The 14568-nt window shown below is 68.6% G+C and carries 14 protein-coding genes and 1 tRNA gene; 4 read left to right on the forward strand and 11 right to left on the reverse strand.

What is annotated here, in order from left to right; translation table 11 throughout:
- Nucleotides 1-58 precede the first annotated feature (58 nt).
- The 3 genes from KY572_RS12635 to KY572_RS12645 form a co-directional block, all read right to left on the reverse strand.
- Nucleotides 59-1192, reverse strand: coding sequence for an AI-2E family transporter (locus tag KY572_RS12635; protein WP_224242831.1), 1134 nt, complete (start codon nt 1190-1192; stop codon nt 59-61).
- A gap of 126 nt (nt 1193-1318) precedes the next feature.
- Nucleotides 1319-2332 carry a hypothetical protein gene (locus tag KY572_RS12640; RefSeq protein WP_224242832.1) on the reverse strand — a complete coding sequence of 338 codons (1014 nt, stop codon included), beginning with the start codon at nt 2330-2332 and terminating at the stop codon, nt 1319-1321.
- A complete protein-coding gene (locus tag KY572_RS12645; protein WP_224242833.1) occupies nt 2329-3213 on the reverse strand; it encodes a sodium:calcium antiporter in 885 nt (294 codons plus the stop codon). Before KY572_RS12645 ends, KY572_RS12640 begins: the two co-directional genes overlap by 4 nt.
- A 417-nt stretch (nt 3214-3630) precedes the next feature.
- Here KY572_RS12645 and KY572_RS12650 point away from each other — a divergent pair.
- Nucleotides 3631-3704: transfer RNA gene (locus tag KY572_RS12650), tRNA-Ile, on the forward strand.
- Between the two features lie 148 nt (nt 3705-3852).
- Here the strand turns inward: KY572_RS12650 and KY572_RS12655 are convergent.
- The 5 genes from KY572_RS12655 to KY572_RS12675 form a co-directional block, all read right to left on the reverse strand.
- Nucleotides 3853-5049, reverse strand: coding sequence for a glycoside hydrolase family 16 protein (locus KY572_RS12655; protein ID WP_224242834.1), 1197 nt, complete (start codon nt 5047-5049; stop codon nt 3853-3855).
- Nucleotides 5050-5182: 133 nt separating this feature from the next.
- Complete coding sequence (locus KY572_RS12660) at nt 5183-6538, reverse strand: GH1 family beta-glucosidase (protein WP_224242835.1); 1356 nt, start codon at nt 6536-6538, stop codon at nt 5183-5185.
- 77 nt (nt 6539-6615) lie between these two features.
- Nucleotides 6616-7635, reverse strand: a complete 1020-nt coding sequence (locus KY572_RS12665; protein ID WP_224242836.1) for a LacI family DNA-binding transcriptional regulator — start codon at nt 7633-7635, stop codon at nt 6616-6618.
- A gap of 101 nt (nt 7636-7736) precedes the next feature.
- A complete protein-coding gene (locus KY572_RS12670; protein ID WP_224242837.1) occupies nt 7737-8207 on the reverse strand; it encodes an FBP domain-containing protein in 471 nt (156 codons plus the stop codon).
- An 87-nt stretch (nt 8208-8294) separates the two neighbouring features.
- The gene (locus KY572_RS12675) at nt 8295-9476 is read right to left on the reverse strand and encodes an SRPBCC family protein (protein WP_224242838.1); all 1182 of its coding nucleotides are present in this window, start codon (nt 9474-9476) and stop codon (nt 8295-8297) included.
- Between the two features lie 213 nt (nt 9477-9689).
- Here KY572_RS12675 and KY572_RS12680 point away from each other — a divergent pair, with 213 nt between their 5' ends.
- Nucleotides 9690-9932, forward strand: a complete 243-nt coding sequence (locus KY572_RS12680) for a ribbon-helix-helix domain-containing protein (RefSeq protein ID WP_224242839.1) — start codon at nt 9690-9692, stop codon at nt 9930-9932.
- Complete coding sequence (locus tag KY572_RS12685) at nt 9929-10093, forward strand: hypothetical protein (RefSeq protein ID WP_224242840.1); 165 nt, start codon at nt 9929-9931, stop codon at nt 10091-10093. The genes KY572_RS12680 and KY572_RS12685 overlap by 4 nt, the downstream gene beginning before the upstream one ends.
- A gap of 27 nt (nt 10094-10120) precedes the next feature.
- Here KY572_RS12685 and KY572_RS12690 read toward each other — a convergent pair whose 3' ends face one another.
- From KY572_RS12690 to KY572_RS12700, 3 genes are read right to left on the reverse strand one after another with little or no spacing between them, the layout of a single operon-like run.
- Complete coding sequence (locus tag KY572_RS12690) at nt 10121-11179, reverse strand: lysylphosphatidylglycerol synthase transmembrane domain-containing protein (RefSeq protein ID WP_224242841.1); 1059 nt, start codon at nt 11177-11179, stop codon at nt 10121-10123.
- A gap of 17 nt (nt 11180-11196) precedes the next feature.
- On the reverse strand, nt 11197-11928 hold the full coding sequence (locus tag KY572_RS12695; RefSeq protein WP_224242842.1) for a tyrosine-protein phosphatase: 732 nt from the start codon (nt 11926-11928) through the stop codon (nt 11197-11199).
- On the reverse strand, nt 11925-12128 hold the full coding sequence (locus tag KY572_RS12700; RefSeq protein WP_224242843.1) for a DNA gyrase inhibitor YacG: 204 nt from the start codon (nt 12126-12128) through the stop codon (nt 11925-11927). The genes KY572_RS12695 and KY572_RS12700 overlap by 4 nt, the downstream gene beginning before the upstream one ends.
- A gap of 212 nt (nt 12129-12340) precedes the next feature.
- Here KY572_RS12700 and KY572_RS12705 point away from each other — a divergent pair, with 212 nt between their 5' ends.
- Nucleotides 12341-14554 carry a hypothetical protein gene (locus KY572_RS12705; RefSeq protein ID WP_224242844.1) on the forward strand — a complete coding sequence of 738 codons (2214 nt, stop codon included), beginning with the start codon at nt 12341-12343 and terminating at the stop codon, nt 14552-14554.
- Nucleotides 14555-14568 lie beyond the last annotated feature (14 nt).

Below are 14568 nucleotides of genomic sequence, written 5' to 3' on the forward strand. Positions count from 1 at the left end.
CCAGCCTGAATGTTTGCGCGAAGGCATGCGTGTGGGATTTCGCTACCACGGCTCTCGGTCAATGAGGTGCCGGAGGCTCTGACACGGCACCTTGTGACTCTCGGCCATCGGTTGCCACAGGAGGCTGAGGCACGAAGGAGCCCGGTCCCCCTATCCACCGGCTCTGGCGCCGGGCCAGCGCATCCTGGAGAAACACCTGGAGGGCGCCCGCCACGGGCAGCGCGAGCAGCGCTCCGAGCACGCCCGCAAGCGAGGTGCCCAGCAGCATCACCATCGTGATGATGAGCGGGTTCATCTTCAGAGTGCGGCGCTGGATGAGCGGCTGAAGCAGCTCGTTCTCCACCTGCTGGTACACGAGGTAGACGACGGCGGTGATGACACCGGCCTTGACCCCGCTCGACGCGAACGCGGTACCCACCACCACCACCGCTCCCAGGGCGCTGCCAATGAAGGGGATGAGCCCCAACACCACCATCACGAGCCCCAAGGGCAGGAAGTAGGGCACGCCCAGCACCAGCAGCGTCACGGCGGTAACGACACCGCCCACGGTGGCAACCAGGAAGGAGCCAGCCACGTAGCCTCCCACCGAGCGGTGCATCTGGACCGCCAGGTGGACGTAGCGCTCGCGCTCCTCTGGCCGCACCCACTCCAGCGCCTTGCGGAAGACCTCCTCGCCAAACAGCAGGAAGAACACGGTGAGGGCCACGATGGTCACCGTTGCCGCCAGCCCACGTGCCGCGCCGGTGGCCACACTCAGCGCAGGCGCAGCGGCTTGCGCGGCATTCTCACGCAGCTCCGTCTGGATCCGGTCCATCACGTCGAAGCGCTTGTCCGCCCATTTCATCGCACGGCTCTCTTCGATGCGCTCCAGCAGGTCCGGTGCCGCGTTCACCAGGGCCTTGCCCTGTTCCACCAGCATGGGCACGAAGCTCGCCACCAGGAGCGCCACCAGCCCACCCAGCACCAGGAACACCGCGAGGACCGCCAGGCCCCGGCGCAGGCCCTTGCGCGTCAACCATCGGACCGCGGGGTGAATGGCCAATGCCAGCAGAAGCGCCACCAGCATCCAGGAGATGACCGTGCGGCTGTCGTGGAGCACGAGGACCACCACCACGAGGAGCAGGGCATTGAGCCCCACCGTCCATACTGTCCGAGGGCTCACCTGAGAGGGGCGGTGTTGCGTGGCAGGCATGCGGCTTCACTTGGCCCTGCCCGCCCGCCGTGGCAACGCCCGCCCATGGCCCGTCCTCCGTGGGAGGCTACAATTGGACTGGCACGCGGGGCCCCCCGTTGGCCAGGAGACGGTCCCTGGCGGCCCTCAGAAGAGGAGCGGAACCAGTGTCAGCAAGAAGGCATCCTGGGCGCTGGCATCGCGGCCCCAGAGCACGCGCTGGTACCCCACGAGGAGCTGCACCTGCTTGCCGGCAATGAGTTCCACGCCAGCACCGAGGCGCACTTCAATGGTGGAGCCGTCCCTCGTCTCCAGGCCGTCCAGACGCGGCGGTCCCTGGTAGAGGCCGCTCGTCTCCAGCATCAGCGCGAGCGCTCCGCGCCAAAGGGGCCACTCCCCAGCAAGGCTCCAGGCAATGGCGTCACCGGCGGAGAGGGAGACCCCGCCCACCTGGGCTGGTAGCGGGTGGGTATAGAGCACCTGCATGTGCACGAGAATGGGGCGTAGGCCCCGGGTCATGTCCACTCCCAGCGTCAAATCGGTGCTTCCCGTCCCGCGCACATCGGTCTCCAGCAACTCCTCGCCCGCGCTGACGGCCCGTCCGGTGGGGAGTTTCACCATGCCCAGAAGCGTCAGCTCGGGCTGCCCCCCCGCTTTCTCGTGGAGGAGCACGGCTCGCCCGAAGAGGTGGGTATCCGCCAGGCCGGAAGACTCCGCCTCGCCCGAGCCCTCGCGCCGCCGCTGGTAGCGCCACTCCAGCTCCGTCCCGGCGGAGAACCGCTTCGCCAGCCCATATTCCAGGAAGAGGAGCAGGGCCGCATGGGATTGTGCCTCCTCGCGCTTCAGCGGCTGGTAGCTCCCGGTCTCGTCATATTCGCCGCGGATGGAGGCGAGGCGCAGCAGGGGCTGAGCCGTCAGCTTTCCCGGCGGGGTGATGAGCGCGGTATAGGCGACGAGTGGGCCCGAGGTGGTGGGGCGATACACCTCCTCTCGTGCGTCCTCGGGCGCGGTCTCCGCGCCGGAGTTGACGGTGGATTCCGAGACGCCCCCCGCCTGGGCGGTGACGGCCCGTGGAGTGGCACACGCTGGCGCGGCCAGCAGCGGAGGCGCCACGAGCGGCAGGAGGAGAAGAAGGCGCAGGGGGGGCCTGTGGTGGCTCATGGTGGCAGAAACATCAGGAGGACTGAGGCCACATAGACGATGAGCAGCAGCACGGACTCGAAGCCGATGTTTCCGGGGCCCCGCCGCTGCCGGCGCAGCAACCCGGCGATGACGATGGCCGTCATGAAGATGCCAGTCACCGATAGCAGCAACTGGTCCGGCCGGGCTGCGTGGTAGAGCGAGCCCTGGCGGTAGGCCACATCTCCCACCGCCAGGTTGAGCACATCGAAGGCGTTGCCCCCCAGCACTCCCGCCATGGCCAACGTCAGCGCGCCCCGACGGACAGCCGCGACGCTCGTCACCGTCTCGGGCAGGGCATTGACGATGCCCATGATGAGCGCTCCCACCAGCGCATCCGGCAGGCGGGTGTGGACGACGATGGACTCGGCGGCCTGAGCAATGGCCCACCCGGAAACGGACACGAGCCCGCCCATGAGCCCGAACTCGAGCAGCAGGCGGGGGGTGCTCCGCTGGCGCCACTTGCCCTGCTCCTCCGGCACGTCCTCCCGAGTCTCACGGGTCTTCCGCGGCACCCAGGGCGGCAGAGAGCGCAGCTCCCGCGCCAGCTTCATCCCGTAGCCATAGGCCGCCACGAGCAGGAGCGAGCCGGGATGGATGCGCCAGAGGGTCACGTCCGGGCTGAAGCTCAGCGCGACCGCGAGGCTGAGCAGGCAGATGAGGAGTACCCCGAAGAAGATGTTGGGCAGCGAGGCCGCGGCGAACAGGAGGGCTCCCAGGAGCGCTTCCCCCCAGCCCAGCCGGTCCGCGAGCACATCTCCCAGTATCGCGAGCCGGATGGACGTGAGGAGCGTGAGCACGGCGCACCCGGCGCCGAGGAGCAAGCCGCCGGAGAGCGGCCAGACATCCATCTGCTCGGACATGGAGCCTCCACGCCAGACGGGTAGGATCCGGCAGCCCGCGCGCCGCGGCAACCCTGGTCTTCCGCGCCACGGCGCCGCTGTCCACAAGTCGTCGGTGCTGCAGACCTACCGCTGACTCATGCCCGCGAGGAGGCATGGCGTGGGAGGACGATGGAGAACGTCCCGCCGTATCGAGGCGTACCCCGGGCGTCGTGCTGCACGTGGTGGACAGGGCCAGGAACAAGGCCGCAACGACCAGACGACGAGGATGACGCCATGAGTCCCGACCTGGCTGGTTCGAAGCGGACGTTGGCAGGTCGGCTGCTGCCGAGGGCGGCGAGCGTACTCCCGGGAGTAGGACGGCTCCGGCCCCGTGTTGCGCCTTGTCGTACCTCTTGCAGAGGCCCCTCAGGCCCGGTATAGGGGGCTGCACTTCACGGCCAGGTAGCTCATCTGGTTAGAGCGGCGGTCTCATAATCCGCAGGTAGTCGGTTCAAGTCCGACCCTGGCCACAAGCCCCGTCCCCGGTTCTTCCTGGGACGGGGCTTTTTTCGTTCCCCCTGCCCCGCAAACGCCAAGGCCGGAGGCCACTGAGTTCCCTCAGCAGCTCCCGGCCTCGGTGCTTCCCTCAGGCCCTGCAAGGGCCCCTCGGGCTTCCGCCTACTGCTTCTGCCACACCCTCACGTAGTCCACGTACATGTACAGCGGGAAGTCGGCCTGGTTGGGCTGCGCGTACCCCGTGAACTGACCGCTCAGGGCCAGGTTCAGGATGATGTAGAACGGCCGGTGGAACTCCTCCTTGTTCGCCGCCGTGATGTCCACCGTGTGCACCGGCGTCGGGTGCGACTCACGGTCCACGTACCAGCGGATCTGCGTCGGCTCCCACTCGATCGTATACAGGTGGAACTGCGTGACGTTGCCCACGTTGATGTTGCTGGGCTGCTCGTTGTTCAGCCCGTTGCCCCACGGGAACAGCCCCGTGCGCGAATCCCAGAACAGGTTCTGGAACGTGTTCGTCTCCGTGTTCCGGTGCTCCATGATGTCGATCTCGCCGCAGCTCGACCAGTTGGTCGCCATCACGTCGTAGTAGGACGTCGGCGCCGCGTAGTTGCTCGTGTAGCCGTCATCGCACGCCGTCCCCATCATCCAGAACGCCGGCCAGGTGCCGATGGCATTGGGCATCGCGATCCGCGCCTCGATGCGCCCGTACTTCCACGACTTCTTCCCCTTCGTCGTGATGCGCGCCGAGCGCTGGTACCAGTTGCGCCCCGCCACCACCAACGGCGTGTTCGTGTAGTCCGCACGAATCACCAGGTTGCCGTTCTGCTGGTACGCGTTCTCCGGCCGGTACCACTCCCACTCCCCGTTGCCCCACCCCACGAAGCTGCCCTGGTTGTAGCCGTTGCCCACGTGGTAGTTCCAGTTGGCAGAGCTGGGCTGGCCCGACCCGCTGAACGTGTCCTCCCACACCACCGTCCAGTTCCCCGTCCCGCCTCCTCCGCCGCCACTGCCTGTCATCGTGAACTGCGCCCACGCCGTGTCGATCGCGCCGCCGCTCGAGTTACCAATCGTGAAGAAGTAGCGGACCGTGGCGCCGCTCGGAATTCCCGTCACGCTGTAGGTGTGGTTCGTGCCGCTGGCCACCATCCGGTAGTTGAGCTGGCCCCCACCGTTGATCGTGTAGTGCAGATCCGCCCACGGAGCCCCGTTGACGTAGAACTGCACGCTCGACGCCGACGTGACGTTGTAGCCCGACGTCTGCGCCCGGGCCTCCGTCGTGAACATCACCGCCAGCGCTACCGCCAGCACCTGCGCCGCGAGCACTCCCCTGAAGCCGATTGAAGGACTTCCTCGCATCTCGATCTCCTTGGTCGAAGGAATACTGGAACGCCGTGTAATTCCAGTTTCCCCAGGAGCCAAGGATTTTGTGAAAGCCCATTCACGATTTTCAGGCCCTACCCCTGTACACCTCGGGGCAGAGCTGTTCGGTTCATGACAGCGCTTGCGTCACCGCGGCGTGGGGGGCCGTCTGGGAGCGCTGCGACTCGATGAAGGCCCGGTACCAGTACGCGCTGTCCTTCAGCACGCGCCGCTGGGTGCCGTAGTCCACGTACACCAGGCCGAACCGCTTCTGGTATCCCGACGCCCACTCGAAGTTGTCGAGGAAGCTCCAGGCGAAGTAGCCGCGGACATCCACTCCCTGGCTGCGCGCGGCGTTCATCGCCGCGAGGTGCTGCTCCAGGTACGCCACGCGCTGCACGTCATGCACCGCGCCCCCCTCCAGCCGGTCGACGAACGCGGCGCCATTCTCGGCGATGTAGATGGGGGGCAGGCGGTAGTCGCGCGCCAGCCGCACCAGCAGATCCGTCAACCCTTGCGGATAGATCTCCCACCCCATGTCCGTGAACCCCAGCTCGCCCGGAGGCGTCGCCGCGGGGTCCTCGGCATGGATGAAGTTGCGCATGTAGTAGTTGATGCCCAGGAAATCGAGCGGCTGCCGGATCAACGCCAAGTCCCCCGGCTCCACGTCGGGCGCGTCCTCCCCCAGGTGCTCGAGCACGTCCCGCGGGTAGCTGCCCTGGAACAGCGGGTCCATGTACCAGCGCAGCCCCAGGCCATCCTCCAGGCGCGCCTTCGCCCGGTCCGCCGCCACGGGGCGAGCCGGATAGCTGGGCGACAGGTTCAGGACGATGCCCAGCGGCACCCTCGGCACCAGCGTGCGCAGCGCCTGCACCGCCAGGCCGTGCGCCACCAGCAGGTGGTGTGACACCTGCATCGCCAGCTGCCTGTCTCGGAGGCCGGGAGCGAAGATGCCCTTCTCGTGCCCCAGCGTGGCCACCACCCAGGGCTCGTTGAAGGTGCAGAGGCTCTCCAGGCGGTCGCCCAGGCGACGCGCCACCACCTCCGCGAAGTCCACGAAGCGCAGGGCCGTGTCCCGCTGCCCCCACCCTCCCTCGTCCTGCAGCGCCTGCGGCAGATCCCAGTGGTAGAGCGTCAGGTGAGGCCGCAGGCCGCGCGCCAGGATGCCGTCCAGCAGCCGATCGTAGAAGTCGAGCCCCCTGGCGTTCGTGGGACTGCGCCCCGTGGGCTGAATCCGCGGCCACGCCACCGAGAAGCGGTAGGCGTTGACCCCCAGCGCCACCAGCAGATCGAGGTCCTCCTCCCACCGGTGGTAGTGGTCGCACGCCACCTCCCCCGTGTCGCCGCGGGCGATGGTGCCCGGCACCTGGCTGAAGGTGTCCCAGATCGACGGGCCACGCCCATCCTCGGAGACCGCACCTTCAATCTGATAGGCGCTGGTAGCGACGCCCCACTGGAACTCGTCGGGAAGCAGGCTGGAAGGCATCGTGACTCCTCGGAGCCTCGAGGGCTCACCGGAAGGATGTCACGTCCGCCGCCAGAACTGAAAGCGCTTTCGAGACCTCAGGGGCCGCGCCGCCGCATGGTCGACTCGCGGACGATGACCTGCAGGGGGATGGTGGGGATGGCGTAGTCCTGGCCGTGGATCAGCCCCAGCATCGCGTCGCCGGCGATCTTCCCCAGGTCGTACGCGGGCTGGCGCACGGTGGTGAGTGGCGGCGTGGTGTAGAGCGAGGAGGGCAGATCATCGAAGCCGATGATCGACATGTCCTCCGGCACGCGGATGCCCTTGCGGTACAGCGCGAGCCTGGCGCCGTAGGCCATCTGATCGTTGGCGACGAACAGCGCCGTGAAGTTCAGCCGCGTCTCCAGCAGCTGGTTCACCGCCAGCAGGCCGCTGGACTCGTGGAAGTCCCCCGTGGCGATCAGGCGCTCATCCACCGGCAGGCCGTGCTCCCTCAGCGCCCGGCGGTAGCCCTCCAGACGCTGCTGGGCATCGACGTTCGCCTCGGGCCCGGCGATATGGGCGATGCGCGTGTGGCCGAGCTCGATCAGGTGGCAGGTGGCCTCGTAGCCCGCCTGCTCGTTGTTGGCCTGGATGCTGACGACATTGGGGCCGTGCAGGTTGCGGCCGGTGATGACCAGCGGCAGGCGCGCCGCGTACTCCATCAGCGAGGCGTCGTCGATCATGCCCGTCAGCACGATGACCCCATCCACGCGGCGGGCCACCAGCAGCGACATGCACTCGACTTCCTTCTCCTTCTTCCAGTGGCCGCTCACGAACAGCGGCGCGTAGCCCGCCTTGGCCAGGCTGTCCTCGATGCCCTTGAGGGCCTCGTTGAAGAAGGGGCTGGCGATGTCCTGGGTGATCACCCCCACCGACATCGAGCTGCCGCGCGCCAGGCCCTGGGCCATCACGTTGGGGCGGTAGTTGAGGTCGGCGATGGCACGCTCCACGGCCTGACGCTTGCTGTCCCTCACACGAGCAGTGCCGTTGAGGATGCGCGACACCGTGCTGGGTGACACTCCGGCTCGACGGGCTACTTCCTCCAGTGTCACAGGGGCGTTACCGCGGCCATCCATGGGAGGACTCCTTAACACATCCTCCGCATGAGAGCGCTCTCAAAGCGGGCCGGCCGCGTGCGGGCCTGTCCGAAGGGGCAGCTCCTGGCTGACTGCTCGCCCTACGCCGCCGGTTGCGCCTCGATGCCCAGCGCCTCGTGGGCGAAGCGGAACATGCGCTCGCGCAGCTGCTCGAGCGCCTGGCGCGGCAGCCGGCCGGAGCGGTCCGCCGCGTCCTCCAGCTTCTCCTTGCAGCGCAGGTCCATGCACAGGCACACCCCCACGCGGCGCTTGCTGTTCACGTCCGTCGTCAGCAGGCCCACCTCGCTCGACGAGCCGGTGCTGTGGCACCAGTCGCAGATGCGCGAGCCCAGCCCGCTGTCCGAAGTGTCGCGACGGAAGATGATTCCAATGGGCTTGCGGCTGCCCGGCGCGGCGAACACCAGGTACACCCGCGCCCCCGAGGTCTCCGTCCACGCCAGGTAGTCGCGGACGAAGAGCGGGAAGGTGACGCCCTCGGGCATCTCAATGACCCGGCGGTCAGGCGAGCGGAAGGACTCGATGAGCGCCCGGTCGGTTTCGAGTCGGAACACGGCTGCTCCTTGGGAGAGGGACTGTCCCTAACAGCCAGCCCCTCCCGAATCCACCTCGGCTGGCGGGCTACCGAGCCCCTGCCCGGCTCAGTACACCCACGCCTCCACGCCGCGCCCCGGCACCAGCTCGTCGCGCTTCACGTGCTCGTGGCCCGTGGCCTTGCCCAGCTCCAGCAGCGACTTCAGCCGCAGCAGGTCGTCGTCCATCTGCTTCTTGGGGTCCGCCCCCAGCAGCTTGGCGAACGCGTGGCCGATGATGCCCGCCGGCGGGTTGTACGACAGCCGGATGTCCAGCCGCGTCCGCCCTCTTCCCGCATCCTCGAAGCGGATGGTGCCCTCGTTCTCCACCATCGCGCCCTCCACGCTCCGCCACGACAGCAGCCGCCCCGGCTCAATGCGGGTGGTGATCGCTTCCCACTCGAAGATGATCCCCGCGGGCCCTCGCACCCTCCAGTGAGAGCGGCCGTCCTGGGACATCCACACGTCCTCCACGTGGCTCATGAAGCGCGGGAAGTTGTGCATCGCCTGCCAGAAGGCGAACACCTCGTTCACCGGCGCGTTCACCGTGATGTCCTTCTGGAACGACAGCGCCATCCGCCCCGCCCCCACCCCCGTCAGGTGCTTCAGATCGAGGTTGGTCAGGCTCCGCAGCCCCAGCAGCAGCCCCGCGCCCGCCAGCGCCGGCCTCAGCACGCCGCGCCGGGACAGCCCGTAGCCGATCATCCCCAGCCCCCCCAGGCTCGCCAGGAAGCGGGCCGTCGGGGACCAGTGGTGCTGCAGCAGCTCCGGACGCTCTCCGGGCCGGCTCACTCCGCCTTGCAGGTCCGGGTGGTTGCCCGCCTGCGTGTGCGGCTCCAGATCGTCATCGATCTCCCGCACGCCCCGCACGCTCCGCACCCGCGCGAGCACCCGCTTCACCTCGCTGGCCAGGATGGTGCCCTCGAGTTCCACCTGCCCGTGCCGGCAGGCCACCCGGATGGCCCCGGGATGCGAACAGACACGGCCGAGCGCGGACCGCACGCGCGCCTCGAGCGTCACGTCGTCCACCTGTTCCTCCTGCAGCCGCCCCTGGAGCTTGAAGTAGAGCCCGCGCGCGCGGTGCTCCATGTCCCGCGCCACCACCTCGAGCGCGTCCGCCGCTCCGTAGAGCATGTGCCGGGCCTTCTCCCGGACATGGGCTCGACGCCCGCCGCCGCTGCGCGGATCCGCCCAGTACATCAGCCCCGCTCCGAGCCCCACGCCACCGAGTGCCCACCCTGCCCTGGTCATCGCTGGCCTCCTTTGTGTTCGCCCCCTCAACGTGAAGGCGACATCGTCCCCGAGCAGCAGCCGAGCGAGGAACGCCTCCAACGTCCGCCTCTCTCTCGCCGCCCGGCCGTCTGCCCTCCAGCCAACTGTTTTTTTGACGGGACGCCGGGTCGACCTCCTAATGCCACCCACAGGCCAGTAGCGGCCTGTAGCAGCTCGCCCAGGAGGCCCCTGATGCAGGATGGCAACATGAGCCCGCTGAGCGCCGACACCTCGTCGGCCGCTCCGCTCGATACCGGTGACCGCCGCGCCAGCCCCGAGGCCGAGGTCGTCTCCACCCACGTGCTCGTCGGCGAGGAGCAGGTGCAGAAGCTGCGCGAGCTGTCCCGGCGCACCCGCATCGCGCAGAGCGAGTACCTGCGCGAGGCCGTGGAGGATCTGCTCGCCAAGTACGGCCGCAACGGAGGCGAGCCGTGACGACCGCCTCCCCCACGGACACCCGCCACGTCCGCGAGGTGCTGCCGCTGGGGCTCATGCGCGATCTGCCCGGCATGAGCGCCGCGCTGCCTGCGCCGCCCGCCGAGCCGCCCTCGTCCATCAAGGCGGCCATCGTCCGCTGGCTCAACGCGGAGCTGTAGTCCCCGCCGCGGCGACGCGGCTCCGGCTCACGCCACCGGAGCCGAGGCCTCGCCCTCCTTGTCCAGCTTCGTGGCGATGTCCTTGAAGGACATGTGCCCGATGGACAAGAGGATGAGGCCGAAGCCGATCTGCTGCACCGTCTGGCACAGCCACACCACGTTGGCGTAGGCCAGCCCGCTGTTGTTCACCACCGCCGCGGGCAGGAAGAGGCTCAGCCCCACCTTCGTCGCCGCCTGGAAGGTGCCCATCATCCCGGGCGCCGCCGGGATCATCAGCCCCACCACCAGCACCGTCATCACCACGTAGGCCTGGAACAGCGACAGGCTCATGGGCTGGCACGCCGCGTCCGCGCCCACGCAGCCGAAGGCCCGCGACAGCAGCGCCATGCCCGCGCCGTTCAGGCCCCAGTACACCAGCGTGAGCAGGAAGAAGAAGGTGAGCTGCCTCGCGCTCGGCAGCTGGCGCATCGCGCCCACGAAGCCGTCCACGATGTCCGCCATCTTGTGGGCCACGCCCGGCAGGAAGCGCCCCACCGTGATGCGCACCAGGTTCACCGCGCGGTCATGCTGCCAGCGCGCGAAGAGCAGGAAGGCCAGCCCGCCGCCGAACACGGCGAACATCAGCGTGGAGCCCAGCTTCACGTAGCGGATCTCCGCCGTCTCCCCCGGGATGAAGAAGAGCAGCACCCGCAGCAGCGTGGCCACCAGCAGGCCGTCGGTGATGCGCTCCAGCACCACGGACGTCATCGCCGCGCTGCGCCGGATGGAGCTGCGCTGGGCGATCAGGAAGGGACGGGCGAACTCGCCCAGCCGGAACGGCAGCACCAGCAGCATCATGAAGCCGATGCCGGAGGCCTCGTTGAGCGGCCGGAACGGCACCCGCTCCATGCCCGACAGCAGGCATCCCCAGCGCAGCGTCCGGCAGATGTGGATGAGGGTGAGGATGCCCAGATAGGGCAGCACGTAGGAGTAGTCCGCGGAGCGCAGGCTGGCCCACTGAGACTGGACGTCCGTGTCCCGGAACGCCCACCACGTGAACAGGAGGGTGACCAGCAGGCTGGCCACGAGCTTGAGGGCACGCTTCACAGCGGGCGGGTATACCGTCAGTCCCCCTCGGACTCCAGTGTCTCCCCCGCCAGCAGACGTGCTGGGTTGCCTCGCATGAGGCGAGCGAAGGCCTGCTCCCCTGCCCTGGAGCGCAGCTCCGCGAGCGCCCGCCCTACCCAGTCCCTCGCCCCCACCGGCGCGTGCAGATCCGTGGCGCCCAGCGCGTACAGCCCGTCCTCCAGGAAGGCGCGCGCCAGCTTCCTCGCCGTCCCTCCGTAGCGCCCGGTGAGCGCGCCCACGTCGAGTTGCAGCAGCGCCCCGGAGCGCACCGCCTCCGCCGCGCGCCCCTTGCGCTCGAACTCCAGGCAGCGCTCGGGGTGCGCGAGCACGGGCGTCACGCCCTTGGTGCGGATGCGGAAGAGGATGTCCAGCAGCGGCGGCACCGGCGTCGTGTACGGCAGCTCCACCAGCACGTACCGGCCCGCGCCCAGCATCCGCGCCGCGGGCGTGCCCAGGCCGCGCAGGAAGGCGTCATCCAGCACGTTCTCCGCGTTGCGCCCCAGCGTCAGGGGGATCCGCTCCCGCTCCAGCGCGGCGCGCAGCTCGACGAGCCGGGACTCGATGACCTCTGGCGGCGCGTACTCGGGGCGCGCATGCGGGCTGGGCGCCACCGCCGAGAAGCCCAGGTCGACCAGCGCCCGCGCCATCTCCAGGCTGTCCTCCAGGGTCTTCGCCCCGTCGTCCACGCCCGGCAGCAAGTGGCAGTGCAGGTCGACCCAGCCGCTCACGCGTCGCTCCGCCGATCGGGATGCTCCGGCGGCAGCTCGTCCTCTCGCTCATCCGTCAGCCGCTCGGGCACGCGGTACTCCTCTCCCAGCCAGCGGCCGAGATCCACCGCCCGACAGCGGCGGGAGCAGAACGGGTACGAGACATTCTCGGCGCGCGGCGCCACGGGCTTCTGGCAGATGGGGCAAACGGAGTGCGACATGGTATCTCCTGGACTCATAAGCCCTGTGGTCGCCACGTTCCAGGGAGCGCAGCGGGCAGAGGCCCTGGTTTCCCACCAGGGCGGCAGAGGGATCTGTCACACCCACACCGTAATATTGCAACAGCCATGCAGCTCTCCCTACGATGGCAGCAGACCGACCCAGCTGCCCCCGCGCTGTTCGGCGAGTCCCGGAGCGAACGATGAACCAGGCAATGAGCCGTCGTCTCCGCCCTTGCGGTCTGCTGCTGCTCGTCCCCGTGCTGATGGCGAGCACGTCCCCGAGCCTGGCGGTGACGGGTCCGCCGCATCACCTGGCCATCGTGGGGCTGCCCCCCGAGCTCCTGTTGAACGCCTGCATCCCGCTGTCCGTGGAGGTCCATGACAGCAACGGCGCGGAGGTCAAACCGCTGGCTCCCGTCCAGGTCACCCTGAGCAGCACCCTGCTCGGGGGCACCTTCCACGAATCGAGCTCCTGCACCAGTCCGCCGATCACCGCCGTGCTCATCCCGACGGACAACTCTGGCCGGCTGTTGTGGTTCCGGGCGTCCGTGCTCGGAGCGGTGGCGCTCTCCGCTTCCGATGGGATGGGGGGACTGGATGATGCCGGCTCCGGGGTGCGCTCCGTGGTGGCGTCCCTCACCAGCCGGCTCGAGCTCTCCGGGGTGCCGCCGCTCGTGCAGGCCGGAGTTCCGATCACCGTCACCGTGACGGCGAAGAACGCCAACGGCATCGCCTCTGGCTACGCGGGCACCATCCACTTCACCTCCACAGCGCCTCGCAAGGTGCTCCCGCAGGACTACACCTTCAATCCGGCGCTGGACGGAGGCTCGAAGTCGTTCTCCGTCACGTTCCAGTCCACCGGCGCATGGGAGCTGAAGGTCGAGGACCTCCATGACATGGTGCTCCAGCACCAGCTTCCCAGCATCCCGGTGGCACCGGGCCCTGCCTTGCGCTTCGAGGTGGTCGTGCCCCCGCTCGTCACGGCCGGAGAGCAGTTCGAGGTCCGGGTCATCCCCCGAGACGCGGAAGGGAACGAGGCGTCCTTCGCCGGCCAGGTGAAGTTCTCGACGACGGTGCCCAAGTTCAAGCTCCCGGAGGACACGAGCTCCCACTATCAGTTCCCCACGGAGTTCAACGCCACGCTCTACAGCGCCAGCCCGACGCAGCAGACCATCACGGTGACCGATCTGTCTTCCGGCCAGGGCATCACGGGCAGTGGCCAGACCGTGGTCCAGCATGGCCCGCTGGCGAGGATCGCGGTGAAGACGTCTCCCAACCCGGTGCCCGCCTGCGGGCATGTGAAGATCGAGCTGGAAGCGCTGGACGCCTGGGACAATGTGCTGGTGGACGAGCCCATCACCGGAGTGTCGATCTGCAAGCCCCAGAGCCGCTCCGCAACCTTCGTCAGCACCACCCTCCAGACCTCGATCCCCTCCAGCTACTGCATCAGCGGCGTGCTCATGGGACGGGCAGAGGCGCTCTGGAAGAACTCGGAGGGTGAAGACGTCGAGTTCTCCCTCTCCTACGGCTCCAGCGGGAGGACGTCCTTCACGGTCGTCTGGGAGGAGGGACTGCCCAACCCCGCCACCTCGACCCTGAAGTTCTCCGAGAGCTCCGAGCCCCTGCCCGCGCTGCGCACGTACACGGGACAGCTCACGCTGGAGCTCGACCTGCGCGATGGGTGCGGCAAGCCGGTGGAGCTGGACTCGGGCCAGACCCTCACCTTTGCCTCCGACACGGCGCTCACCCTCTCCCAGCCTCCCGTCCAGGTGCAGCCCGGTCGGTGGACGGTCACCGCTCGGCTGCCGGAGTGCCCGGAGAACCCGTCGCAGTCCCTGGCCATCTGGCCGCTCATCGACAACGAGCCGCTGTACAGATCGACCAGCCAGCGCTTCGAGCGGCGCGTGCTGCCGCACTGCATCCCCCCCGCCGTGCAGATCGAGGTGCTCACTCCCAGCGAGCCCGTGAGCACGGAGCCCGGCGCCATGGTGGAGTTCGAGGTGAAGGTGTCGAACTCGGAAGACCCGCCCATCACCGATGGCCTGCTGATGGTGTCCGCCAATGGGCTGACGGTGCTCTCGGCCAGCCTCGACAACCAACCCCTCGCGGCCAAGGGAGAGGGGTTCGTGCTCCCGGAGCTGCGCAAGGACGCGCCCCAGACGGTGAGGCTCACCGCCCAGGTCTCCGTGACGTCCTCGAAAGAGGTGAAGGCCCACGTGTGGTGCGCCCACTCGGATGGCACCCTGCTCACCGAGAAGAAGAGCGTGGTCTTCAATCCGGGGGAGGTCGGGGTGGACGTCGGCTGTGGCTGCCACGCCGCCACGCTGCCAGGCCAGGTGTGGCCCTGGCTCGCCCTGCTCCTGGCGGCATCGCGCCCCTGGGAGCGTTTGCGTAGACTGCGGCGCAGCGAAAGGAACCACCTCTAGGCGCCATGTCGGCA

The sequence above is a fragment of the Hyalangium gracile genome, from assembly GCF_020103725.1.
Classification (GTDB): domain Bacteria; phylum Myxococcota; class Myxococcia; order Myxococcales; family Myxococcaceae; genus Hyalangium; species Hyalangium gracile.

What these genes read in the sequence shown, in the direction of transcription:
- KY572_RS12635 (WP_224242831.1), bottom strand. Translation starts at nt 1,192, where the DNA reads ATGCCTGCCACGCAACACCGCCCCTCTCAGGTGAGCCCTCGGACAGTA.
- KY572_RS12640 (WP_224242832.1), bottom strand. Translation starts at nt 2,332, where the DNA reads ATGAGCCACCACAGGCCCCCCCTGCGCCTTCTTCTCCTCCTGCCGCTC.
- KY572_RS12645 (WP_224242833.1), bottom strand. Translation starts at nt 3,213, where the DNA reads ATGTCCGAGCAGATGGATGTCTGGCCGCTCTCCGGCGGCTTGCTCCTC.
- KY572_RS12655 (WP_224242834.1), bottom strand. Translation starts at nt 5,049, where the DNA reads ATGCGAGGAAGTCCTTCAATCGGCTTCAGGGGAGTGCTCGCGGCGCAG.
- KY572_RS12660 (WP_224242835.1), bottom strand. Translation starts at nt 6,538, where the DNA reads ATGCCTTCCAGCCTGCTTCCCGACGAGTTCCAGTGGGGCGTCGCTACC.
- KY572_RS12665 (WP_224242836.1), bottom strand. Translation starts at nt 7,635, where the DNA reads ATGGATGGCCGCGGTAACGCCCCTGTGACACTGGAGGAAGTAGCCCGT.
- KY572_RS12675 (WP_224242838.1), bottom strand. Translation starts at nt 9,476, where the DNA reads ATGACCAGGGCAGGGTGGGCACTCGGTGGCGTGGGGCTCGGAGCGGGG.
- KY572_RS12680 (WP_224242839.1), top strand. Translation starts at nt 9,690, where the DNA reads ATGCAGGATGGCAACATGAGCCCGCTGAGCGCCGACACCTCGTCGGCC.
- KY572_RS12700 (WP_224242843.1), bottom strand. Translation starts at nt 12,128, where the DNA reads ATGTCGCACTCCGTTTGCCCCATCTGCCAGAAGCCCGTGGCGCCGCGC.
- KY572_RS12705 (WP_224242844.1), top strand. Translation starts at nt 12,341, where the DNA reads ATGAGCCGTCGTCTCCGCCCTTGCGGTCTGCTGCTGCTCGTCCCCGTG.